The 25661-nt window shown below is 52.2% G+C and carries 18 protein-coding genes; 6 read left to right on the top strand and 12 right to left on the bottom strand.

Annotated features, from left to right (window positions below; all coding sequences use genetic code 11):
* Nucleotides 1-110: 110 nt before the first annotated feature.
* Complete coding sequence (locus CHH75_RS06350; protein WP_095397759.1) at nt 111-2426, bottom strand: helix-turn-helix domain-containing protein; 2316 nt, start codon at nt 2424-2426, stop codon at nt 111-113.
* 434 nt (nt 2427-2860) lie between these two features.
* Nucleotides 2861-5614 (bottom strand): adenosylcobalamin-dependent ribonucleoside-diphosphate reductase, encoded by a 2754-nt coding sequence (locus tag CHH75_RS06345; RefSeq protein ID WP_095397758.1) that lies wholly within the window; start codon nt 5612-5614, stop codon nt 2861-2863.
* Nucleotides 5615-5905: 291 nt separating this feature from the next.
* On the opposite strand from CHH75_RS06345, the gene CHH75_RS06340 reads away from it, so the two are divergent.
* The 3 genes from CHH75_RS06340 to CHH75_RS06330 all read left to right on the top strand — a co-directional run bounded on the left by CHH75_RS06340 (nt 5906) and on the right by CHH75_RS06330 (nt 10043).
* Nucleotides 5906-7660 (top strand): DEAD/DEAH box helicase, encoded by a 1755-nt coding sequence (locus tag CHH75_RS06340; protein WP_095397757.1) that lies wholly within the window; start codon nt 5906-5908, stop codon nt 7658-7660.
* A 2-nt stretch (nt 7661-7662) separates the two neighbouring features.
* On the top strand, nt 7663-8619 hold the full coding sequence (locus tag CHH75_RS06335; RefSeq protein WP_095264197.1) for a YqhG family protein: 957 nt from the start codon (nt 7663-7665) through the stop codon (nt 8617-8619).
* Nucleotides 8620-8801: 182 nt separating this feature from the next.
* Nucleotides 8802-10043: a pentapeptide repeat-containing protein gene (locus CHH75_RS06330; protein WP_095397756.1), complete on the top strand. Its 1242-nt coding sequence runs from the start codon at nt 8802-8804 to the stop codon at nt 10041-10043.
* 240 nt (nt 10044-10283) lie between these two features.
* Here CHH75_RS06330 and CHH75_RS06325 read toward each other — a convergent pair whose 3' ends face one another.
* A complete protein-coding gene (locus tag CHH75_RS06325; protein ID WP_095264210.1) occupies nt 10284-10496 on the bottom strand; it encodes a YqzE family protein in 213 nt (70 codons plus the stop codon).
* A 197-nt stretch (nt 10497-10693) separates the two neighbouring features.
* On the opposite strand from CHH75_RS06325, the gene CHH75_RS06320 reads away from it, so the two are divergent.
* Entirely contained in the window at nt 10694-11557 is an 864-nt protein-coding gene (locus CHH75_RS06320) for an N-acetylmuramoyl-L-alanine amidase (RefSeq protein ID WP_095397876.1), read from the top strand.
* Between the two features lie 105 nt (nt 11558-11662).
* Here the strand turns inward: CHH75_RS06320 and CHH75_RS06315 are convergent, their stop codons facing one another.
* The 7 genes from CHH75_RS06315 to CHH75_RS06285 form a co-directional block, all read right to left on the bottom strand.
* Nucleotides 11663-12646, bottom strand: coding sequence for a divergent polysaccharide deacetylase family protein (locus CHH75_RS06315; protein ID WP_230875674.1), 984 nt, complete (start codon nt 12644-12646; stop codon nt 11663-11665).
* Between the two features lie 103 nt (nt 12647-12749).
* The gene (locus tag CHH75_RS06310) at nt 12750-14018 is read right to left on the bottom strand and encodes a polysaccharide deacetylase family protein (RefSeq protein ID WP_095397755.1); all 1269 of its coding nucleotides are present in this window, start codon (nt 14016-14018) and stop codon (nt 12750-12752) included.
* Between the two features lie 197 nt (nt 14019-14215).
* Nucleotides 14216-16000: a stalk domain-containing protein gene (locus CHH75_RS06305; protein WP_176475483.1), complete on the bottom strand. Its 1785-nt coding sequence runs from the start codon at nt 15998-16000 to the stop codon at nt 14216-14218.
* A 28-nt stretch (nt 16001-16028) separates the two neighbouring features.
* On the bottom strand, nt 16029-17264 hold the full coding sequence (locus CHH75_RS06300) for a sensor histidine kinase (RefSeq protein ID WP_095397753.1): 1236 nt from the start codon (nt 17262-17264) through the stop codon (nt 16029-16031).
* Nucleotides 17265-17286: 22 nt separating this feature from the next.
* Complete coding sequence (locus CHH75_RS06295; RefSeq protein WP_095397752.1) at nt 17287-17979, bottom strand: response regulator transcription factor; 693 nt, start codon at nt 17977-17979, stop codon at nt 17287-17289.
* Between the two features lie 144 nt (nt 17980-18123).
* Nucleotides 18124-19314 (bottom strand): acyltransferase, encoded by a 1191-nt coding sequence (locus CHH75_RS06290; protein ID WP_095397751.1) that lies wholly within the window; start codon nt 19312-19314, stop codon nt 18124-18126.
* A gap of 275 nt (nt 19315-19589) precedes the next feature.
* Nucleotides 19590-20624, bottom strand: a complete 1035-nt coding sequence (locus CHH75_RS06285; protein WP_095397750.1) for an endo-1,4-beta-xylanase — start codon at nt 20622-20624, stop codon at nt 19590-19592.
* 510 nt (nt 20625-21134) lie between these two features.
* Between CHH75_RS06285 and CHH75_RS06280 the strand changes: the two genes are divergently transcribed.
* Entirely contained in the window at nt 21135-22037 is a 903-nt protein-coding gene (locus CHH75_RS06280) for a transposase (protein WP_095397749.1), read from the top strand.
* A gap of 159 nt (nt 22038-22196) precedes the next feature.
* Here CHH75_RS06280 and CHH75_RS06275 read toward each other — a convergent pair whose 3' ends face one another.
* Entirely contained in the window at nt 22197-23573 is a 1377-nt protein-coding gene (locus CHH75_RS06275) for a sensor histidine kinase (protein ID WP_095397748.1), read from the bottom strand.
* 1 nt (nt 23574) lies between these two features.
* Complete coding sequence (locus CHH75_RS06270; protein WP_095264178.1) at nt 23575-24264, bottom strand: response regulator transcription factor; 690 nt, start codon at nt 24262-24264, stop codon at nt 23575-23577.
* Between the two features lie 177 nt (nt 24265-24441).
* On the opposite strand from CHH75_RS06270, the gene CHH75_RS06265 reads away from it, so the two are divergent.
* Nucleotides 24442-25656, top strand: coding sequence for a DJ-1/PfpI family protein (locus CHH75_RS06265; protein WP_095397747.1), 1215 nt, complete (start codon nt 24442-24444; stop codon nt 25654-25656).
* Nucleotides 25657-25661 lie beyond the last annotated feature (5 nt).

Raw genomic sequence — 25661 nt, 5'->3', positions numbered from 1 at the left:
GATTTCACTCGTTTTTTCACTTACCGAATTCTATAAAAAACATCCGCCAACACGTCGATCCGGTGGTCAGAGCAAGGACTGCCTCCTAGGCTGGCGTAACCGTCGTCTCCCTATTCGGCCATTTGCCGGAATGCGCTCGGAGACACGCCGCGAACCCGCTTGAAGGCTCTCCGAAATGAATGGGCGCTGTTATACCCCACTTGTGCAGCAATTTCGTCAATCGTCAAATGGTTCTGCTGCAGCAGTTCAACTGCCTTGCCGATCCTCACCAGTTCAACATAGTCCGAAGGATTCTTTCCCGTATGTTCCTTGAACAATTGGGAGATATACTTTTCGGGCTTACCGATATGCTCCGCGAGCCGGTAAAGCGTCAACTCCGCATCGGAATAGCGCTCATGGATGTAACGGATGATCTCGCCCACGGTCTCGGCAGACATGTCCTTTCTTTTCTTACGAATGTCTGTACAAATATCATGAACCAGCCTTCCGAACCTGTCCCTGAGTTGACTGACCCCATCTGTCGTTGAAACGGCTGTAATCTGGTGCTTGATATGATCGGTCAGCGACTCGTCATGGAATATCTTCTGTTCCGCCAGCTTCAAAAAGGTGCCCCTGAGCTCCATGACAAACTGCTGTGTCATTTCGTACGACAGCTCCCTTTCTTCAAAATTCCGGCTAAACAGCTGGTCAAGAAGGCGGCTTGCCTCCTCAAGTTCACCTGCCTTCAGCATGTTGAGCATCCGTTGTTCGGATTCAATCGGATAGTAGTACAGCTCCGTCGCTTTCATCATATCCTCGAACCGGATCATGCCGAACGCTCCGGTATGGATGGCGTATTCCAGCGCTTGCTGCGCTTCATTAAACGAGTCAGCCACGTCATTCCACGCATCGTACGGTGAACCGAGCCCGATCGTGATCGACAATCGATGTTGCCGATATACGGAGTCCATTAATTCAAGCAAAGCGGCTTCCATATGATCATTCATGTCGTCTATCGGCTCTTCGCCCAAAGGATGCACGAATGCGATCTGGTCTGAGCCCCAATCCGTAACCAGCACGTCGTGATCCAGCCGGCTAAAGGCCTGACGAACGATCAGCCGCGCCACGCTGAGTTCCTGGATGATTTCCTCACTGTCAGCGCTTCCATATCCGGACACTTTAAGAATACCTGCACGGCCGCGCTCGCCGCGGAGCGGGACACCCGTTTGGCCGGAAGCCGCCTCAAGCTCACGCATCGTATAGAAGTCGCCTGTCAACAGCCGTTTGATAAACGCGTCCCTAAGCAGCGGAAGCTGATCGTTCAGGGAGGACTCCAGCAATTTGTTGTTTGCAATCAGAGCTGCGATGTTGCCGGCCAGAAAATCATACTCGTTGTTGATCTTCTCCCGGGAGGCGTGGTTTTGTTCGCGAAACACGGACAGAAGTGAATGGATGGGAGCACTGTGCCGATAAGCAAGCAGCAGTCCGATCAGCAAGCCGATGACCAGCGCGGCCAGCGTAAACGTGATCGTCACCTGCTTGATTCTATCGGCCTTTGTCATCAGCGCCTGCTCGGGTATTCCAGCCATATAGGTCCACCCGTTCAGGTCAGACCGGATCGACATCAACAGCCGGCCGTCTTCTGTGGGGCTGACTTCGCCATTCTCGCCTGCCGGGGCCCCTATATAGCGTCTGGCCTCACTTTCGTCGATTCCCCGTGATAAGATCAGGCTGCCTTCCCGGTCCGCAACCAGCGCCCAACCGCCGTATTGGTCTACGATATTTTGCAGCAGGCTGCCCATATGATCTTCATCGATCAGAACGCCGATCATCGCCTGCGGATTGTTGAAGCTGTTGAGTGGAATGGACTGGAGAAACGTGATGGCTGGCGTCTCGACAAACACCGAATCACGGATTTCCCTCCTATATTTCTTGAGCGGCATCAGCTCATTCAGATGCGGTTTCTTCAATACGGCCTCTTCCCACTCCTCGAATGTCCATCCTTCAAGCCGATTCTCAGCGTAATAATGCTCGGGCCGATAATAGACGGTGTTCGGCGTAATAATGGCATTGTAATTGCGGATGTAGATAAAGAAATTGGACAGGTAGTCGTTTGTACTGCTGTACATGGACAAGCTGCGCTGCATGCGCCCCAAGCCGTAAACGTTGTTGCTGTCGAGCGGCTTCGGATCAGCGATTAGCCGGTACAAATCCTGGTTGATCGCCAGCTGCTTCGTGAAGGCTTCCACCTCCACCAGATGGCGCTCGATGATTTCTTTTCCCAAATTCAAGGAACTTAAACTGTTTTCAATGGAGCTTGATTTCGCGACTTCAATCGAGGCCTTGTAGGATGCATAACCAGCGACTTGCGGGATCAGCAACACAATCAGGTAAGAAATTAGAAATCTTCGGAACACAGGGGAGAACTTGGACCATAAACGCTGCATATGTACCCTCCTCAAAAAAGAAAGCGTTTGCAAATATAAGTAACTTGATGATACACTTCACTATTCGCAAGGGAAAGGTACAATCCCTGCCTCGGGGTACAATTCCTTACGGATGAGCAAACGAAGCTCCGAGCCGGACAGAATCTGAACAGGCCATTGCATCAAATATCATTTCAGCACGGTAGAGCCGGGATCGCCAACAGATATCATCGTCACAAGCGGCATGATTGAAAAGCGACAATAATAAAAAAAGAGGGACGATGAAACAGCCCCTCTTCGTTTAAACCCGAATGTCATTCACTTGGTTCACTTAGTCATTCACTTAGTCGCTTTACTTATAACTATCTTCATGCATCTTCTCTTTACTTCTGAAAATCTACGTAAACATTCTGACACCTCACAGGAGCCTCGAACAGGCTCGGATGCGGTTGTCCTTACGAGCACTTGCTGTATCCGCAATTGCTGCAGGTTTTGCAGCCCTCGATGTTGATCAAGGAGGCGCCGCCACAGGATGGGCACAGGTCAAGCGACATGGAACTGCCGGACGGATATCCGCCGCTGTAGCCTGCTCCGGACGATGCTGCTGCACCCCCAGCCAAGCTCTCTTCGCTGTCCGTCCCTGGAGCGCTCTCGGTGGTTGCTGCTACCGGAGCAGGGTCATGCCCGGTATCCGCTCCGGCTGCAACATGGGTCTCCAGCGCCTTCGCCACGGCGTCAGCGATCGATTCCACACGATTCGCACCAAAACCGATCGCGCCCGTACCGCCAATGCCCTTCAAGTGCTTGATGAGCAGCTCAACCTTGTTGCCATGTTCACCATAGCGGAGGAACAGCGAGCAGACGCGGCCCAAAGCTTCGGCCATCGCAAACACATCCGAGCCCGCCTTGCCCACATTCAGGAAGATTTCACCCGGTGTGCCGTTCAAATCGTTGATCGTAATATAAGCCATGCCAAACGGCGTATTCATCTTGTAAGTCGCCCCGCGCAGCACTTGCGGACGCTTCTGGTAGTTTCTGTCGAGACCGCTCTTGCCCGGAGCTTGATCTGAAGCTGAGGACGAAGCGAGGAATGCGGTCTGCGCTGCCTCTGATCCCGCGGAGGCTGCGTCTGCTGATTCCGCCGCTGAACCCGGTTCCGGCGTGGCCGCTGCCGCAGGCTTCACCCCGCCGGCCTCTTCGCTGCCCTGACCTACGGCTCCTTGCTCCAGCGCTGTTTCCGGAGAAGCTGCCGTTATCGTTGCTGTGCCCTTGTCATCCTTCTTCTCCGTCTGAAGCACCTGAACATCCCGGCTGCCGTCGCGGTAGATCGTAACCCCTTTACAGCCGAGATCAAAGGCAAGCTCATACAGCCGCTTCGTATCTTCAATCGTAAAGTCAGCCGGACAGTTGGCCGTCTTCGAGATGGAACTGTCCACCCAGCGCTGGATAGCCGCCTGCGCCCGGATATGATCCTCCGCAGAAAGATCCATCGCCGTTACGAAATAGTCCGGCAGCTGCTCCCCAGGGTGGCTGTCCAGCCACTCCTGTGCGATCGGCACAAACTGCTCGTCAAAGCCAAGCCGGCTTTGGCGGTAATATTTGAAGGCAAAGTAAGGCTCGATGCCCGTTGACGTGCCCACCATCGTTCCTGTGCTGCCTGTCGGCGCCTGGGTAATGACGGTGACGTTGCGAATACCTTTTTCCCTGATAGCATCCGCAACCTCCGGGTACACCTCCGTCATATTCTTCATGAAGCCGCTCTGCAAGTACAGCTCGGCATCAAACGCCTCAAACGAACCTTTCTCTGCCGCAATATCGGCCGAGGACAGATATGCCTCTCTGGCAATAAAGCCATACAGCTTATCAAGAAACTCCAGCGATTCCGGACTGCCGTAACGGATCTTCAGCTTGATCATCAGCTCGGCCAATCCCATCGAGCCCAGTCCGACGCGGCGCTCTTTTTTCTGATTCTGTTCGTTTTCTTCAAAATGGTACGGTGTCCGGTCGATCACATTATCGAGGAAACGCACCGCATAACGGGTCGTCGTGGCCAGCTCATCCCAGGCCACATCATGCTTGTCTTCGTCATAGAACTTCGACAGGTTGATGGCCGACAGGTTGCAGACGCCCCAAGCCGGAAGCCCCTGTTCGCCGCATGGATTGGTACAAATAATCGGATTGAAATACCAGCTGTTGGACATCTGATTGTAATATTCCATGAATACAACGCCAGGCTCAGCGGACTTCCAGGCCGACTCAATGATCGTATGCCAGATGTCGCGTGCTTTCACCGTTTGATACGAAATGACGGGACGTCCGGCTTTTCTCCATTTGTCCAGGTCTCCGTCCCACACCTCATCGTAATCCGGAGAAGTCGTGTCCGGGAACACAAGCTCCCAGTCCAGATCCTCCTTGACCGCCTTCATGAAGTCATTGCTGACGCACACGGACAGGTTGGCGTTTGTCACCTGCCCCATCGTCTGTTTGACTGTAATAAAATCCAGAATATCCGGATGCCAGTCATTCATCATCAGCATCAATGCGCCCCTGCGGCTGCCGCCCTGTTCAATTAGCCCGGTTGTGTAGCTGAACAGTCCGCCCCAGGATACGGCGCCGCTGGATGAACCGTTAACCCCTTTTACAATGGCCCGCCGAGGGCGCAAGGACGACAGGTTAATGCCAACCCCGCCACCGCGTGCCATAATTTCCGTCATCTCGGTCAGCGTCTCCATAATGCCGCCGCGGCTATCCTTCGGAGACGGGATGACGTAGCAGTTAAACAGGGTCAGCTCATCGCTCGCACCCGCTCCGGCCGCAATCCGGCCGCCCGGCACAAGCTTCCAGTCATCCAGAACATGACGGAACTTCTGACGCCACTCATCCTGAAGCTCCGGTGTGGCCTCCACCGATGCCATCGCCGATGCCAGCCGGTCCCACATCTCTTCCGGCGTCTTCTCAATCGTTAGTGTCAGTTTCTCGACATCCGATTCCACCAGCTCGCCCTTCCGCGTCTTGACGGTGACGGAGCGCCCCTCCCGCTTCACAATCTCTCCGACTTCCTTCGTCGGAAATTTCGGATCATCCTTTGTCAGCACCAGCACGACATCGCCGACTTTGGCATGACTAGTATCCGCATCCTTCCACGCATATCGATCCAAAAAGATTTTCTCGCTAAGTCCTTCAAGCCGATTATTCTGTAAAGTACCCAAGAGCTACGACCTCCCATGACTACATTAGTATGATCTAAATCCGGTTATCCTGATTCGAATACAACTTACCCTAGTATGTATACGGCTAAACGTAAATCTGCGGCCGTACACACCATATATTGTAGGTATGAATCATTATACTACACTATATATGGTCAGGCTATGCCGAAGTTGTGAATTTTGGGCCCCTCCCTTCTGCCAAAAAGGCGCCACAGTTATGAACCCTTCTGTTTTCGTCCATACTAGGGGTACTGCTGTCTTGGAAACTTTCATCATGAGGAGGAGAATCCTATGAATAACCGCCCTGCCGAACCTGTCGGCAGCCATCCGGACAATCGCCTTCCGGTTCCCATACACCATGACCGGTCGTGGCTGGAGGATCTGGAGAGCCGCCTCGACAAGGGAGGCCCCTGGGGCGACTGGCGTCTATCCAAGCTGGCCGTCGAGGGAGAGAAATCGCGTCTCGTTACAAGCTTTGAAGAGCTGCAATGCTTGAAACATATCGGCGATCTGTCTCCGCTCCCGCACCAGACGGATACCGCCAGACGCGTCCTGTTCGAAATGTCTGGAAGGGCGATTCTGGCCGATGAAGTAGGACTTGGGAAAACGATTGAAGCCGGTCTTATTTTAAAAGAATATATGGTCCGCGGGCTCGTATCCAAAGTGCTGATCCTCGTTCCCGCCTCCCTCGTGCTGCAATGGGTCCGTGAGCTGAACTCCAAATTCGGCATTCCGGCCGTGGCCCAGAAGAAAATGTACTCCTGGGAAAACGACATTGTGGTCGCTTCCATGGACACCGCCAAGCGCGATCCGCATTCGGAAATTTTGCTCAATCGGGAATACGACATGCTCATCATCGATGAGGCGCATAAACTGAAGAACAAAAAAACGTCCAACTATAAATTCATCGAAAAGCTGCGCAAAAAATATTGCCTGCTGCTCACGGCGACACCTGTGCAAAACGATCTCAGCGAGCTGTTTAATCTCATCACTCTGCTCAAGCCCGGCCAGCTCGGCGGGCAGGGTCAGTTCGCCGCCAACTTCGTCGTCGACAAGCGCAAGCCGAAGAACCAGGATCAGCTCAAGGACGAGCTGTCCAAAGTGATGATCCGCAACCGCCGCGGGGAGAGCGACGTAGCGTTCACGAAACGTACCGTCCGCAACGTCGGACTCAATCTTTCCCCTGACGAACAGGCGCTGTATGACGGCGTCACCTCTTTTGTTAAAGATCAGTATCAGGCAGCTGGCGGCAATCTGAGCAGCATGCTGTCGCTTGTCACCTTGCAGCGGGAGGTGTGCAGCAGCAGGGATGCCGTGTTTGTCACGCTGGTGAACCTGTCGAAGAAGCTGCCTGAGGACTCACCGCTCCGCGATAAGATCTGGGAGCTTGTCTACCTGATCAAGAACATTAAAGCCAACACCAAAGCGGAAAAAACGATTGAGCTGATCCGCGAGATGAACGAAAAGGTGATCGTATTCACCGAGTACCGGGCCACTCAGGAATATCTGCTTAATTATTTCCGGGATCACGGACTGATATCCGTGCCTTATCGCGGCGGGATGAACCGGGGCAAAAAAGACTGGATGATGGACCTGTTCCGCGGACGCGCACAGGTGATGATTGCCACGGAAGCGGGCGGCGAAGGCATCAACCTGCAATTTTGCCACCATATGATCAATTTCGATCTGCCCTGGAATCCGATGCGCGTAGAGCAGCGGATCGGGCGGGTGCATCGTCTCGGCCAGACGAATGATGTCAAAATATTCAACCTTTCAACCTCTGGGACGATTGAGGAGCATATTCTGAACCTGCTCCACGAGAAGATCAACATGTTCGAGATGGTGATCGGCGGCCTGGATGTCATTCTGGAGCGGTATGAGAAGAAGGAATCGATTGAGAAAAGCCTCTACAAAATTATGCTGGAGTCCGGCAACGACGACGAGATCCGGCAGCGCCTTCACAGCCTCGGCGACTCGCTGGAGCACATCCGCAGAGATCTGGAGCAGCAAAACATATCGGAGCCATTACGAGAGGAGGAAGCCTAAAGATGACCATGACGCCGCAGGAGGTTCAGGAACACTTCATGACGTATCTGGAGGCCACCGAGTGCAGCGTGATCGAGAAATCGTCTGAGCATGTCACCGTCAAGCTGTCTCCCCAGGCCGACAAAATGCTGACCAATCGCCCGTATTACTGGGGCTTCGTGGAACGTACCGGCGCTCCGGCGGAGACGCTGTCCTTTACCTTTGTATTCGATCCGACCAAGTATGACGAAGCGCTGGCCAAGCAGCAGAAGAACAGCGCTTCGCCCGCCGGGCAAGGCCAGGACCCGGTGCTGTCACGGTACTATGGCACAGCGCCTCTCCTTCCTGTGCTTGGCCCGGGACGAATCCAGCGCGAGGATGTCACTTACGGAAGCAGCAGACTGGCGCAAATATGGAACGCGGCCCGCGAGGAAGGAAAGTGCGTCTATCTGTTCCAGCAGCCATCAGCCCCGGCGGCACAGAGAGGACGCTCGACCGCCTATGAGCAGTGGCTGGGCGTCTGCTTCAAGGTGGAATTCAGCTGTGACTTGAAGCGGGAGGAGCTGCATTTTCTCGGCATTTCTATGTCGAGCCGGGCGATTATTGAGCATTTTCCGGCCGTGCTTGAGGGCCGGGAGCTGCATCCCAGATTGCCGGAGCGTGTCCATGTCAAGCCAGCCGTCCTGACGCTGACGGAAGCTGCTGCGCTGCTTGAAGACTACCTGATTGAGAAATTAAGCAGGCTCGACTATGGATGGGCCGCTCAGGCGCGCGAGCGGCTTAAGCAGGAATTGGCCGTCATTGACGGTTATTATGAAGACCTGCTCAAGGAAGAAGATGAGGAGAAAAAAGCCTTGATTGCCGAGCAGTATGAGAACCGCAAATCGGAGATGCAGTGGCAGTACGAGCCTAAAGTGAGCTTATCCGCCATAACCAGCGGGCTGTTTCATCTGTGTTCGCCCGTGAGCGCCTCTTCCTGACCACGCTCTACAAATCAAGGCAAATTTAGAACCTCATATTGAGACGGTACCCCGACAGCTTGTAACAGCCTTTGCACAGCTTGTCCGATATACTGGGCGTATATAGAGGGGTTCATCGTCTAACTCCATCCTAAGGTACGCAACATCCAATTGTTGACGACAAAAGGAGGCAACCGACTTCCATGATGCTGTCTCGAACGCTTAAATCCTATTTCGGGCGGATGCTGCTATGCGCTGTCACCCTCGCGCCCGCCTTGCTGGCATCCCCGATCGCAGGCGAGGTGTCGGCAGCGACAGGCACAGGCGCTGCCCAAGGGCACGCCGCAGGCGGCACCTCATCGACCGGGCAAGTCATTCCTGCGGATAACCCGGTATTTTCACTCTGGACTGCTCACCAAGCGACTGCCAATATCCGAACCCCTGATCGCCAGACTGTCGAGCCACGATCCGCTGACTTGCGATCCATTGACTTGCGATCCGCTGACCTTCGATCCGTTGACTTTCGATCCGTTGACCTCCGGATCGCTGACCTCCCGATCGCTGACAAGTCCGGACTCGATTTAGCTGCGGCAGTGCCGGACAGCCTTGTTGCCTTCGCTGAACAGACCGTTGACCATTTATCCGGCCATGCTCCATTCACAGCCTGGTCTGAAGCCGAGCTTGAATTTACCCCGCTCGGTCCGGGAACGCATGGCTGGTTGGTGACGCTATCCGAAGGCGGGCTTCCGCAAGGCTATCTAATTATTACCGCTGTGGAAGACGGCGGCTACAGTCTGACTGAATACGGAATCGGCTCTACGCTTCCGTTCAGTCAGGCGCCGTTATATGAGCGTCTCGCAGCCGAAGGGCTGCTCAAAGGCAACGCGGGATTGCCCGAAGGAAGCGTCATCGAACGAGGGTACAGCGGTGTCTTACCGGTGTGGGATATCAGGCTGCCGGACAAGAAGGTGCTTCATATCAGCGCTTTTACCGGGCAAGCGTTGCCGGTCGAACCCGATGATAGTCTAAGCAAAGGCCAAGCCGCCTCGGCTTCGCACGAATCTGCCCTTCCCCCTGCCCAAGCAAAAGTAAAATTCGATGCACGGCAGGTCTGGCTCCCGGAGACACCTTCGCTGGCCAATCAGGCGAGCGATTCATACAGCAATTTGCTGTGGGTGACCACGCCCAGCCTGCAGGCCCGAAGCAGCAGTGAGCTTCGGAAGCTTCTCCAGGCCCACTCATCGCTAGTATTCTCAGCCGGCTCTCGGAACGCAGCCTATGAAGCTCCCTTCGCCTTGAACGGCTGGCAGCGATGGCATGATGCAGACAATGGAGCCGCTGTGATTTATACTGCAGTCACGCTGGAAGGAGCCGATACCATGCGCTTTCTTCCAGCCTCAAGCCTTGCCGGACATGGGGTGTTTCACGCGCTTCCACGGCATTGAGTGACGTTCGGAATTCGGAATGATCTTTATTTTCACCATAAAAGGGCGCTGACTTTGTACTGCAGTCAGCGCCCTTTTTTTAAAATCCACGACTCCCACAAGCTTACAGAACCGCCAATTTACATCTATGGCGAATCAGCCCCACGGTGGTATCAACCACATGCCGGATATCGCCACACACGGGGTATTATCGTTCAACGCCCCTCCCGATCATGAACATAACGAGTAATGGTTATCATCTCATCCTTGAGACTGTTTATGTTTTTTGCCACTTCGTCTGGTTTTGATGTCATCCTTCCATAAAGAGACCGAAAATGGTATCATTCCGAACCATTTTTTCGTCCAGGGTTCCTTTACCTTCCCTTTTTCCTGCCGGCGTACCTCCCGGGGCGTATCCATATAGGTGACAAAACGCTCCGTAATGTATTTAATCAACTCATCACCGCTGGCCATCGTCTTCAACTCCTTGTTGGTTTTTCCGCATCCCTAATATCAGTTTGCGCAGTTTCAAGCGCTTTTAGACGGACTTGACCCACTCGGCATGTTTTTCCCGAAAGTGTACATTCTAAGAGCGTAAGGCGGATCTTCGCCCATCGTGACAGATATTGAATCGAAGGAAGGAATCGATCTTGATTAAAGCCATCCTAACCATGCTTGCGTGGACCATTGCAGCAGTCCCGCTGCTGGATATTGCCTCGGTCGCTACCCAGCAGTTCCCATTAACCATACACCAGATATCTGACAGGCCATCAAGGCTAAAGTCAGCCCATTTGAAGCTGCGGCTGGCTGAAATTTCGAGAAGCTCTGCCTACACGCCTCCACGCATTCAGCCCGGGACAAGCAAGGATACCGTTTCTTCTCCCTATCCCGCCTCCGCATCGGAAGCAAACAAAAGGGAGGATGCGTATCCGCTCCATGGTCTGCATCCCTTTCCGTATGATGTCATTTTGATTGATGTAGGACATGGCGGAATTGACGGAGGAACATCGCATGGCGACATTTTGGAAAAAGACATCAACCTGGAAGTCTCCAGAAGGTTATTCATGCTGCTTCGCAAAGAAGGCTTCCACGCCGTACTGAATCGGGATGGAGATTACGCGCTCAGTGACGACAATCGCTGGCATCGCAGCAGGTCCAGGCATCAGCGCGATCTGGCTCAGCGTAAACAGCTCAGCAAGGAAATCCCGACAGAGGTCATTGTCAGCATTCACGTCAACTGGAGTAAAAATACGAGAAGCCGAGGCGGAATTGTGCTGCATCAGGCCGAAGGCAGAAGCTCACTGCTCGCTGAATCGATCCAGCGCGAGTTGAATCAGCTATACAGCCGAACCAACCGAGTGACGGTTGGCAAGCCCTTCTATCTGCTTAACACAACCGATGTCCCTGCTGTAATTGTAGAAACCGGATTTATGAGCAATCCGGAAGACCGGCTGATGTTGACCACCCGTAAAGGACAAGCAGCGATTGCCGAGGCAGTAGCGAACGGTATTATCAGTTATTTTGCTGCCCTGTGACAAAGGCAGGCCTGTTTACTGTATACGCATAATGCAGGAGCTACTAAGACAAAAAGAACCTCCCTCATGTCACAAGGACAGCCGAGAGAGGTTCTGTGTTTTGTCTTAGAAAATAGGGACGGTACCAGGTCTCCAGCTGGAACGTTCCATCGCCAATTCGCCGATGCCAACGAATTCCACCTGTCCTTTCATCTGCTCAACCGAAAGCTTCAGCGCTTCAGCTGTCCGTCCCCCAAACTTCCCCACATGGCCGATCGCAATGCAGGTGTCCTTCCTGATCGCATGTTCAGCAGCGGTTTTCAGCTGCTTCTGCACATGGGGCACCGTATGCACATCGTCAAGGAAAAGATCATTCGCGAGGGCAGGAACCCCTTTGGTTTGCGCCAGCTTCAAGGCAATGCTGTGGTAATTTGTCTTGCTGTCGATGAAGAACAAGCCTCGCTCCTTGCATACATCAAGAACAATCGACATGACCCGCTCGTCGCCGGTCACTTTAGAGCCCATGTGGTTGTTAATACCGATGGCGTGGGGGATCGAATCAATAGCAGCCTCCAGGCGCTGGCGAATTTCTTCATCCGTAAGCGAGGTCGTAATCGCTCCGGGCCCCAGCCAACTGGCTTGTCCCTGCTTTGGCTCCATCGGCATATGGATGATGACATCATGCCCTTGCTGATGAGCCTTCTCTGCATCCTCACGGCTGGTGGCCAGAAATGGCATTACCGCTACCGTAATTTTCACAGGCAGGTTCAGCATCTCGGCTGTCCCTTTTTGCCCATTGCCAAAATCGTCGATAATGATAGCCAGCTTGCGGTTCTTGCTTTGCGGCACCCCCGCATTTCGATCCTCGGCATCCGGATAGCGTTCCCCTGCTTTTACCAGTGGTGTTCTGCGCCCCCTAGACTCGGTGGTCGGCATACGCTGTGGGTCTTTGGCCACATGGAGGCCAGTTGACAGACCAATTACCGGTACTTCAGATCTGGCCGACAACCGACCAGCCCAGGCACCAGCTTCAGCCTCATCCAGGCAGCCCGCTGACAGCAGCGCAGCACAGAACATGAGCCCCGTCTTGACATAACGGCTCCGAATCATCGCTTGCAGCCCCTTTCCATTCTGAAAACTACCTTCCGTTCACCTATATTGTTTGAACTATGGGCATCATTTATGTAGGGGATGGATACAACCGAGCCGGGTTTCAGTTTGCAGTGCGGCTAATTTTAGCAGTGGTCATAACCGCCAGCTTCTTATTATGATTCCAGTCGACCTTAATATCGTATATCTGGCACACCTCCCGCAGCGGGACAAGCGAATCCTCCGGGCTTACGCCCTGAAGCAGCTTGGAAAATTGTACGGTTGTGCCGCTGATGCGAAGCTGTGCTCCATCTCCATTCACAAGCAGACGCTGGCTCGGATCCTGACCCTTTAATTTGGCCAGAACTATCTCTGGACGTTGATCAGACCGCCCGGCATTGATGCGGTATCCGTTTCTGTCCTCCCGCTCATTGATGCCCTCCTTCACCGTGAAGGAAGCCTCAATACCCACGGAATCGAGAATCTCTAGCAGCTTGTCGTTAAAGGCCCCGTATGGGAGCGCCATCACGCTCCGGTTGTTGCCCAGCTCTTCCTTAAGCCTTTGTTCAGCGTGGATAAGGTCGTCCACCATTCGTTTCTCGTACTCTTCGTCCGTCTCGATGCGTTTCTCATCTGCAAGGTATAAATTCCGGGTGGTTACCGGCTTCTGTGTACCCTTGGCGTCGATGCTCCCGTAACGGTGCATGTCATAGGTATGACTATAGAATCCGATCCGATGTTCCTGCATTTCTCTCATCTGCTCCCAGGTTAACTTCGGTCTGCCTTCACCGCTTGGTGAATCCACTGCCGATACGATGACAAAGTTCACGGCCGGATAATTATATTCCTTCAGAATGGGGAAAGCGTATTTGTAAAAGCTCTCATACCCATCGTCAAACGTAATCAAAACTGCATTGTCCGGCACCTCGCTTCCCTTGCCGATGTAATCTAAATATAAGTCCATACTGATTGGTACGAACCCTTCTTCCCGAAGCAGCTCCATCTGTCCCCTGAATTGATCCACGGACAGGATGTCTCCGCGATCCGGGTTCTCCATCAGGTCATGATACATCAACACGCCGACTTTGCCGGAATAGTGTACAATTGGCTCTGAAATCGAAGGGGCCTTTGCACTAAGATCTTCGCTCCACTCCACCTCTTTGCCAAGCACGTCTTTAATGAAGGATCCTGGAACCATCAACTGCCCTTCGTGAATTTCGGCCAATGGTTCCTTGAACTCTTTGCCATCCAGGGACAGAGTCACTTCATCAGGAACCTTGTTGCCGCCGCATCCTGTAACCATGACAACCAAGGCGAGGAGAAGCACCACCCCTCTTAGTTGGACTTGAAGCCTGCCAAGGTTTGATTTTTGTGTTGTACATTGTGCTTTCATGTTTGTTTGCCTCCTTGTTTGCTTGCTGCTGCAAGTATAAGGAAGACATCTTAACGCTAACGTCTTTAAATGCTTAGCAAACACTTAAATCAAACTGAAAAAACGATGCTCTAGTCAGAAAGATTGATTTGAACAGGAACACACGAGCACTTAGAAAAAAACGCCCCCTGATCAGGGAGCGTTTCAGCATGATTCGATTATGATTTGTTTGGCAACGGCATAAATAGCATATTGACGGGAAGATTGCTGCCCGAAGCAGGCACAAACACAAATGTCACGCTTTCCTCGGCACTCCCTGTTCGGTACAGGACACCGGCCTCGCTTTGATTTCTTAAGATGCTGCCATCGGTCATTTGCACCACCTTGCCGTTAACGAGCAGCGCGCCCGCATAGTGGCCTCCCCGGGCATTAAGAGCTACTAACGTGTTTGGCGCAATTCGCAGTTTCATCGAATAAAACACGCCTGTATTTCCAATATTAGTCTCTTCCTCCCCTGTCACACCGTCGACGCCCTTCAGGAATGCATCCTGTTTGGAATCCCCCAGCACCAGACGCTGCGGTTCTAGCCCAAGCTGGCCGCTATCGACAACGACTTCCCGGTTCGCGCCTGGGAACGTCCCCCGCACATGCTTGCCGTCCCGAGGGAGCACGGGCAGTTCCTCCAGCGCTTCCAGCGGGTCGCGCGAAGGATCAGCCACGACCACGGAGAGTTTGACTTCCTGATCGGTATGCAGATCGGTATATATCGTTCGCACCATACCCGGTTTAAGCGGAATGCCGCTCATATCAGGCAGCAGAACAGCCGATTCCCCTGCCGGGATGGTAACAATCTCCGGTGCCTCCTTTTTGCTGAACGCCTCCAGGTAACGAGTGATCGCCGCCTTGCCGCTGGTGGACACATATTTCGCAGGTCCCCCGATTCCGGTCGCACCAAGCCGGATGGACAGCGGCGTGCTTCCCGGATTCGTAGCGATCAGATGAACAGACAGGTCCTTGCTCGCACGGCTCTGATTGTGAATATTGATTCGCACATCACCTGAAATCGTATCTTGATATGCAATCCCTTCCTCAGTCAGATGTTCGGGGCTGTTACTGCGAATGAATGTCTGCCCGTCTTGAGGCACGATTGTAAAAGGAAGGGTATTCATAAGCAATGCAGAAGAGGCGTCAAGGTCAAACTTTTGACCAATTGGGGTAAATAATCGATCAAACTCTTCCTTCGTATACAGCGATTCATCAAGCACCTTGATCACTTTGCGGACAGAGCTCTTGACTCCCTCACTGTTGACCACCTCCAGCATGATCTCATGCTCTCCGGGCTCAAAGAAGGCGGATTCGTTCCCCTCCCATGTTTCCTTCACGATTTTGGAGCCGGGGGCGTGACTCAGATTTTCGTATTTGACCGGCTCCCCGAGCCGATACTCCGCCTTATCCGTGGCAAAATCGGCGACAGGAGCAATGCCCTCCGGATGCTCCTGGTTTCCCCAGGATAATGTGAGCTGTTTGTTTTCCCATGCCAGCCTGCTTTCCGTAAGTTTTGCCCATTCGCGAACGGGAACCATCATACTTCCGCGGTGTGTGATTGCGGGGAGTTCCATTGAGTAAGTCGCTCCACTCCCCTTAACGATGTGGCTGCCAGGCTTGAAAACATACTCCTCGCCGCCGCCCTTTATTCTAGCCTCTTTGGTCGCTGGATCATAGGCGAGGCTGAATCCTTGCAGTTTCGCCATCGTGCTGACCGGCACATAATTATAGCCGCCACGGTTAATCATCGGTTGAGCTGCACTTATTTCTGCGTCATTGAGTATATACACTGCTTTCGTTGATGAGAAAATCAGTTTATGTGCCCCTTCTTCCGGGACTGATTCATTCATCTGAAAGGTGTCTGCATGTTCCGCATAGATTATGTTTTCTCCGGAAGCCGGAATAAGGACGGTCAGCGCCGATATGGCGCAAACCGCAACCGCTATTTGTTTTTTCAACACCGAAGCACGTTTATTCCTCATCTTTTCATCCCCTATTCAAGTCTTGTCCTGCCTTTTGAAAACGCGTTTCAAAAGTCGTGCTTTGTCGGTCGCTTCGGACCGAAATAACCCCTCCTTGCACCTCGACGATGCTCTTTGTAATGGCAAGTCCGAGTCCAGTTCCGCCTGTCTCCTTGGAACGCGAGCCCTCCACCCGATAGAACCGGTCGAAGATAAATGGCAAATCTCGCTCCGGTATGGGCTCTCCATAATTCGTGAAACGGACAACCGCCTGATCGCCTTCACTTCGGACTGCAATATCTATTTTTCCGCCTGACGCTCCGTACCGGATGGCATTGGACATTAAATTTTCATAAGCCCTGACGAGCTGGCCGCCATCAGCCACAATCGCTAGCCCCTCCTCGGCCTCCAATTCAACTTCAACCCCTGACTTTTCCATAGCCGGCACCGATTCCTCGATCAGTTGCTTTATAAAACGGGTCATGTCGATTTCCCGGATTTCCAGCGGAAGACCGTTGTTGATTCTTGTATATTCAAACAAATCATCAATCAGCTTCTTCAGATTTTGCGCCTTCTCATAGGCGATATTAATGAAATACCGAAGTTCCACTTCATCCTGATACCGATCCTCCTCAATAACCTCTAGAAACCCGAGAATTGATGTCAGCGGGGTACGCAGATCATGAGAGACACCGGTAATTAGATCGTTCTTGGTCTTCTCTGCGTTGCGTTCCTCCAGAATGGACTGGTGAAGCTGCCGGCTCATCTGGTTGATACTGTCAGCAACCTCGCCAAGTTGACTATCCTGGCGGACGGGAATTTCCGTATCAAAATTGCCCTTGGCAATTTCCCGCAGCCCATGCGTGATTTCCTCTAGATATTGCTTCAACTGCTCGGTCATATGGTTAATGCCCGAGGCTAGACGCCCCAGCTCATCCTGCGAATGCAGCTCGATCTTGTAATCGAAGTGTCCGTCAGTCACCTCGCGGACCCCCGCTTCAATGGATTCCAAATCGCGAATGAACCACCTTGTCCCTAAGTAATACATCACAAAGAAGAGGGGCACGCCAACGACATACATGACAGGCTTGGAACCGATGTTGTTGACGATCCAGGCTAGCGGAGAATTAATATATGGAATACTTAGGATCAGAATGCATAACGCATAGAGAACTATAACCAGAGCAACGGTAATGCCGATACTGGCTACCAGCATAATCAGCATTTTCATTCGAATGTTGTTAAACTGTATTCGTCTCAAGTTAGGACACCTCTGCCTTCGTTTACTCTATCTTGTATCCGATCCCCCACACGGTTTTGATAATCTCCGGCTGTTGCGGATTTTTCTCGAGCTTCTCCCGAAGCTTGCGGATATGTACCATGACCGTATTCTTGGATTCCATAAACGGCTCGTTCCATACCTCCGTGTAAATTTTATCCATACTGAGCACCAGACCTCGATTGACTGCCAGCATATGCAGCAATGCGAACTCCCTTGGTGTCAGTTTAATCTCCTCGCCAGCCAGCATTACCCGATGAGAGGCTACGTTGATCGACAACTCGTCGATCAGGATTTCATTCTCGTTTTGATCCCGGCTGCTGTTCAGATGCTTATATCGGCGAAGCTGAGATTTGATGCGTGCAATCAGCTCAAGCGGGCTGAAGGGCTTGGTCACATAATCGTCTGCCCCGATGCTGAGACCGGCGATCTTATCGATTTCCTGGCTTTTGGCTGACAGCATAATGATCGGTGTATTGTTCTCCTCCCTGATCTTCATACAGGCCTCGATACCGTCCATTTGGGGCATCATCACATCCAATATGATGAGATCCACCGGATGAGATTTCAGTATTTCAAGCGCCTCCAAACCATTGGAAGCCGTCAATAGCGTATACCCTTCGTTTTTTACGTAAATTTCCATCAATTTAATAATTTCTGTCTCATCGTCTACCATCAGTATTGTTACTCCAGACATGACTCCTCCTTGTACTCTACTGCTATATGTTATGGCGGAAGGCCTCTTAAGTCTGACCGTTGCTTCCTGGCTATGGTTATGATGTCCGGGAGCTGGATCTTATAACCTGTTCTCAACAACACGGTATACACCTGGTCTTCGAATTCAGGTTCTAAGACTGCGGCTCGCCGCTATGTCCTGTTGTTGTCCGGTACTCTTCGACTTTGGAACACGGCCAAAGATCACCCATGATCCCGGGAGCCAGCGTACCGTTATCTCCACCACTATCCATGAGCACATCAGCGCAACGGCAAAGCCCCCGGCATACCAAAGATGCATCATTAGTGAACTCCCTGTCTCAGGTGGAAACTGTCGATAAACCAGCAAAAAGAACGGGTGTATTAAATAAATCCCAAATGACACCGCACCTAAACGCATCAAGCCATCGGTAACCCTTGGTTTCGCCCCCCGATAAACGAGCGATGCCAACTGCAACAAAACGATTACTCCCAGATAAGTATGCAGATTCCACATCAGCTCATATAAGGTCGAATTATATGCGGTTCCATATAATCGGCTGTTGTAATAGACATACACATGACCAAGCCCTGCCGCAATCCATCCAAGCCACAGTATGATCCACAGGGCCGTCCGCAATGGCGTTGCATGGGTCCGGCAGATCGTAAGCCAAGCTTTTAATTTCGGGTAATAGATGCCAACAAAAGCGCCAAGCATGAAGTAGGCTATGTAGGACAATGCCCAGCTTCCTTTATTCGGCACTTGCCAATAATACTTGTTTAAAAGTATAAAGGTCCACTGGATTCCTAGTCCAATCGGAACTGCCCAGCGAGCGAGACGGGGCATCTTTTTGAGCAGCCACAGTATAAGCGGGAACAGCAGGTAAAATTGAATGCTGATGAACACAAAATAAAGATGGGTGTATGCTTTGCCTGTTAGCAGCTTCGTAAAGAAGCTCTCCATCGTTTCCCCGAGCGGCCTGCCCTGGTAATGCAAGTAATGTAGCAGTCCGAAGTAGAATACCGAAAACACCGTATACGGGACGATGATATATAACAGTCTCTTTTTATAGAAGCCGCTAATCCGCTTCAAAGTAATAGGCTCGCTGTAATAATTGTAGAACAAGACCAAACTGCTTAAGAAAATAAAGGTCGGCGTTCCGAATTTCATAAAAATATTCAGAAAGTTGTACGTCCAAAAATATTGGGAGCTTGTCATTGCAGATACCGCAAAGGACGTGGAGTGTACCGACAGGACGCCGATAATCGCACATGCGCGAACCAGCTGTAATTCTGGAAGTCTCTCTCTTCGAAGCCCTAATGCTTGTGAATTGTTCATAGTATTGCCCTCTCATCCTGTTTGAATCGCCTCGGTGGTCCGAAACGGATTTCAACAGTATAGCGGACAGTTCTTAACGCTAAGCTATTAAGTTCTTAACGCCAGACTATTAAGTTCTTAACAAAAGCTTAAGATTTGCTTTCGGGACAACTTAGATAACAAATATAAAAGGCACGGATCCGGGTTCATACCGGGAATCCATGCCTGGATGTTTAATAAGGCGACCTGCTATTTTCATTTAGTTAAAATTTGTGCAACCGTGCTCGGTTTCCTATTCACAGCGGCTTGGGATCGTGGGAGCTCGCAACCCCCATCACTTTCCAGAACGAGTCCTTCGGCTCATGCCTCTCATCAAACAGGAACGGCCAATTTCTGCGCCCTCTCACCGGGAAATCATGCAGCCAGGTATAGTCATCAGCCGCTCCCCAAAAGGTAACCGATCCGATTACATCCTGATATTCCTTAAACAGCCCAAAAAACTGCTCATAACGCGCTGCTTGAAGCTCCAGCATGTCCGCTGTCGGAGATGTCAAGTCGGTTCGGCGGTCCTCGAACTCAAACATCGATACATCCAGCTCCGTAATATGAAGCACAACGCCGAGACTCGCATAGGTTTCAATCGCTACACGGATTTCATCCAGCGCGGGGCTAACCAGGTTCCAGTGCGCCTGCATGCCAATGCCGTGGATTGGAACGTCCCGCTCCTTCAAGGACTTGACCAGGGAATAGATTTTATCCCGTTTGGCTGGAAACGACTCGTTATAATCATTGTAAAATAACAAAGCATCCGGATCGGCGTCATGCGCGTATTCAAACGCTTTTGCGATAAATTCCTCACCAGCAATATCAAGCCATTTGGAAGAGCGAAGGAGTTCATTACCACTGTCGGAGACTGCCTCATTCACGACATCCCAAGCATAAATACGACCCTTGTAGCGGCCGGCCACAGTATCAATATGTTCCTTCATCCGTGCCAGCAGAACTTCGCGGCCAATGACGTTTCCTGAACGATCCTGAAACACCCAATCCGGCGTCTGATTGTGCCATACTAGCGTATGGCCTCTGACGGCCATGTCGTTCGCTCTCGCGAAGTCCATGAGTCTGTCCGCCTCTGAAAAAGTGTATTCTCCCTCCTCGGGGTGAAGCCTTTCGAATTTCATTTCATTCTCCGCAGTGACACTGTTGAAATGCTGTACGAGCAGCTCTTTTTGGGCATCCAAGGTTAACGGATTCACGGCCGCCCCGATCAAAAAGCGATCCTGAAAAGTTTCGGCTAGACTCATTGCGGCAATCCCATGCTTCTTGTCCATCCTTCATCCCCCTCACGTTATCTCATATCCCCAACATAGCATAAGGATACGAGTCATTGAATGAGCATTGTAAACATGGCATATCAGAAATTATATATGTTAAAAAAACGGCCTCCGACTACTGACCCTCTTCCTCACCTCTATGCCTATGACCTCGTCTCTATGCCTTTGACCTCGCCTCTATGCCCTTGAGCTCCTCCTTCCTCTCCCCCTCCCCTTTAATCATTATCCCTTTCGTTCAGGGTGTAGGGAGTCTGAAACATAGAAACAAGCGAATGACCGTCAGTCATGATCGGCTTAACAGTTGAAAAAGAGAGTGCATTATGCGCACAAACAAGTGTTGATGAGTGAGAATCAGGAAACGTGAATCGAAATAATAAGACATTTTTTTCACGTTTTCGATTGAAAGAGGAACATACGTTTGCTATAATGAAATAAAAGGAACGAGTGTTCGTCATTTTCTTTAATCGGGAATTTATGCAAGTAAACTTTTATTCGGGGTGAGCGGATATGATGAGCCATACGGGGACGGAGCTTCAATCTTTCCATAACCGTTATCAGAGCGAGCAAGACTGCATGGAGGCGCTGATTGCCATGAAATGGCCAAGCGGTTTTATTTGCCCGCGCTGTAATCACACAGGGTGCAGCCGTCTGAGCTCCCGGCGTATTCCCTTGTTCGAGTGTGGACGATGCAAGCATCAGACATCGGCTTTGGTGGGCACCATTTTTGAAGGAACCCGGCTTCCCTTGCTCAAGTGGTTCATTGCCCTGGATTTGTTCCTGCTCCCGGACGGCATCTCGGCCACACGGCTGTGTCAAGTGATTGACGTCACTTACAAGACCGCGTGGTTAATGCTGCACAAAATTCGCCATGCTGCCCTGTATTTCGATGCCCGGGAGCTGCTCTACGGCGATGTGAAGGTAAACAGTGATCAATATGGACGCAATCCCTCCCGATGTACGGTTTCGCATCCACATGCCTCGGCAGTCGTTGCTGGCTGCACGGTCGATGAGGCCGGTGAACCGCAGCAAGTCATAATTCGCCTGGTACCGCAGAGCCGAGGAACCGATAAAAAGGCAGCGCGTCGCGATCTTACCGCGTTCATTGATGAGCATGTGGATCACCTGTCATCGGACGTCGGTCTGTTCCCTCAAGCGTTTCGATTGTATACGCCTTTGCGGAACGTCGTCAGAGAGGCTTGGAAGTCGCTAACAAGCACTTATGGTGCGCTGGAGCTGAAGCATCTCCAGGCCTATTTGAGTGAGTATACAGGACGCCGCTGGTTGCGCTTGTCCGAGACGGAGGAATCGATGGGTCAGAAGTTGCTGAAGATGTGTGTGACCGTGCCGCGGATTTCCTACAGGCAGTTGATCGCCCGCCAATGTAATCCCTCCCTTGCCGCTGTTGCATGATCAGTATGTTGGAAACCATATGAAATCACAGCATCTCTGAACATATTGTATTTGGATGGCCACAAGGGGCGCCTAGCCAGTCTGTTCTGTTTGTTTGCTGTCCTGATTAAACGGGATAACTGCGCAAGGGTTCTGGGAAAGCGAATTATCAATAAAAACTCACACGCGATCTCCATCCAGCGCTGTCTCGATCAAACCAAGGGCGTTTCCCGGATGCCACACAGGGAACCACCCGCGCAGGACCGCTCCTCCTTCCGGATGATTGGCCGCAATTAGGTCACCGCCATGTCGCCGGATAATTCGCTGCGAAATGGTGAGCCCGAGACCGCTTCCACCCGTCGCACGGCTTCGGGAAGTTTCCCCCCGGTAAAGAGGTTCAAATGCCCGCTCCAGGTCTTCTGTCGAGAATCCTGAACCGGCATCCCGAATCTCGAAAACCACGCGATCGTCATCCTGGCTACAGCGAACTTCAATTGCACCGCCTGACGGTGTATGTCTGACCGCATTGTCTAGCAGATTGTTCATGGCCCTCTCCAGCAGATGGGCATCGCCGCTAATCATGCACGGCCCAGCCAGTTGACTGTTGATCACCATCTGATTGTGCTCCGCCAACGGTCGTAGACTGTCTACCGCCCGCTCCATCACCAGCTTCACATCCACCTCTTCCATGCTTAGCTTGGCCTCCAGATAGTCCAGCTTTGTAAAAGTAAACAGATCCTCTACGAGCAGACCCAGCTGTTCGGACTTCTGTTTGCATACCGCCACATATTTCGATATTTGTTCAGGCGACCGGGCGATTCCCTGCTCTAGGCCGTCCAAATAACCACGCAAAGCAAACAGCGGCGTACGCAAATCGTGGGCAACGGCGCTGATGACAAATCGGCGCTCCTTCTCCAATTGTGCCTGCTTTTGAAAGGAGTTCTGCAGTCCCTTCACCATCACGGCAAATCCGTCACGCACTTCGGAAATCTCGGTAATCCCCGATCGAGGCAGTTCCACGTCCCAATCTCCTTCCGCGATCTGCCTTGCCGCCACACTCATCTTCTCCAGCGGCTTTAAGAGCAGCCTGCGCATCGCTGCCCCCATGACAAAGAATGCCAGAATCAGCCCGGCAAATATGGAAAGGATCAGCGACATGTTCGACGAAGGCAGATAGATGATAGCTTTCCCATGCAGCTCTCCATTCACAATAATCGAGAACCGCTCGGTTGACGATGAAGTGCCCCGGCGATCCGGATCGGAACGAAACAGTTCCTCTCCTGAAGCAGACAGAAGTACCGCATCCATTTCCACTGCCTGCAGCTTGTCCTTCAATTCCCGCTGCCACGCCGGGTCGATCCAGCTTTCCGTTCCCGCTTCAATCCTGCCGATCATTTCGTCCAGCTGCTGCTGGACCTTCTGCTCATGCGACCGGGATTCAGATAAGCGGAATGTCCGATTCTCCATATAGTGAGATGCCACAAAAAACGTCCATGGCAATATAAACATCAATAGTAAACAGATGATGGTAAACGTACGAATTCGCACAGTTTTCATATTATTCTCCCTCATCAAAACGATAGCCTACGCCCCATACATTGATCAGGTGCTTCGGCTGATTCGGGTCTTGTTCGATCTTCTCACGCAGCCGCCCCAGATGCACACGCACGGTGTGCCTGTCGCCGATGCCTTCCCAGAACTTCCCCAGCAGCTGCTCATATGTGAACACTTGCCTCGGATGCTCCGCGAACAACCGCAGCAATTCATACTCCTTAGGGGTCAGCACCACCTTCTCCCCGTCTACAAACACTTCCCTTGCCGACAAATTAAGCTTAATGCGTCCGTATTCAAGTGTCCGCTCCACTGGACGCTGCGGCGAAGCCGAACGCCTCAGTACCGCACGGATACGGGCGATGATTTCACCGGGAGAAGCTGTTTTAACAATATAATCATCCCCTCCGAGCGTCAGTCCACGAATTTTGTCAACGTCGTCACTGCGGGCGCTCAGGAACAGGATCGGCACCTCGCTCTCCGCCCGAATCCGGCGGCACAGCTCGTAGCCGCTCTGTCCCGGCATCATGACATCAAGCACGATGCAATGAACCGCGTGCTTCGTAAAGAGAGACCACGCCGCTTGCGCATCATACGCGGTCAACACATGAAATTGTTCAAACTCTAAAAAATCCCGCAGCAGTTCCACGATGCTGGCATCGTCATCCACCACAAGTATCGTTGTCTTTTCACTCACAAATATCCCACCTTTGGAACCAGTTTATCATTTATTTCATAGGAAGCTAACGCACACTCCTGATTTGTGATACATTGTTATTGTTTTGTGACTTTTTGGACGCCTTGTTTGAGATATTCGTTTGTTACGATTCTTCTATGAACATTCCTTTAACGGAAGACGAGAAGGAGGATCAACATCATAAAAATTCAAATTGTACTGTTTGACGGTTTTGATCTAATGGATGCCATAGCTCCTTATGAAGTCTTTTGCGCCGCTGCCATGATCGCAGGCGGTACGCTCCATGTAGAACTGGTTACTGCCGAGGGGCCCCGATCCGTTCCGAGCGGCATGGGCGGCTTAAAGATTGAAGCCAGCGGCAAGCTGAACCCACAGCAAGCTGGCATTATCCTTGTCCCCGGCGCGGCCGGGGAGGTGGAGGGCGATGGCCCCGATTCTATCCCAGCCATTCTCGGCAGAGCCGCGCAAACGGAGCTGGGCAGTTTGATGCGCCAGGTGTTTGAACGGCCAGCGGTTGGTCAGCAGATAGACGAGCGACAGGCGCTTGAACGACAGGCAATCGAGGAGCAGAAAGATGAGCGACAGGCGCTCCAGCAGGACATCATCGTCGCTACTGTATGTGGCGGGTCGCTGCTGCTTGCGATGAACGGCCTGCTGGAGGGAAGGCATGCGGTTACCCACCATATGGGTATGGAGGTGCTGGCCGCCGCTGGAGCGATCCCGGTTGCAGCACGCGTTGTGGATGATGGCAATCTCGTCTCCGGCGGCGGCGTTACTTCTGGGCTCGATGTAGCACTATATCTGGTGGAACGCGAGCTCGGACCCAAAATAGCGCATGCGGTTGAGCAGCTGTTCGAATTCGAACGAAGAGGTACTGTCTGGAGAAATACCGGAATGGATCCGGGACAAGCCGCACGGAAGGACGGCGGAGCACGATCCGAGATGGAGCATGCCAAGACGGGACACTCCGTTACGGATCATGCCAGGACGGATGACATCGAGACAGGGTATTCCGAGGCGGATCACCTAAAGGAAGATCATTCCGAGCTAGTTGGAAGCATGCCCTACCTGAAGGATACCGCCTTACCGGCCTCTGCCTTCGATGGAGACTGGGATATTGCCATCGCTACGCCAATCGGAAATATGCAGGTCATGCTGTCGATATCCTCTGTAGATGGACAGATTCAGGGTCAGGCAACTCAGGCAAACGAGACGGTGCCTTTCCTGAATCCTGTGCTAAAGGATGGCAAGCTGATCTGGTCGCTGCGCGTCACGAAGCCAATGCGATTGAACCTGAAATTTGAAGTGGCCGTCGAGACTGATCGCATGACCGGTGTTGCCAAAGCCGGCATGCTGCCTGCCTCGAAATTGACAGGCACGCGAAGATCCTGACCGTC

The sequence above is a fragment of the Paenibacillus sp. 7541 genome, assembly GCF_002276395.1.
GTDB classification, from domain to species: Bacteria; Bacillota; Bacilli; order Paenibacillales; family Paenibacillaceae; genus Paenibacillus_AQ; species Paenibacillus_AQ campinasensis.
Note: the sequence above shows the minus strand (reverse complement) of the source record. Positions and strands in the feature narration are given on the sequence as shown.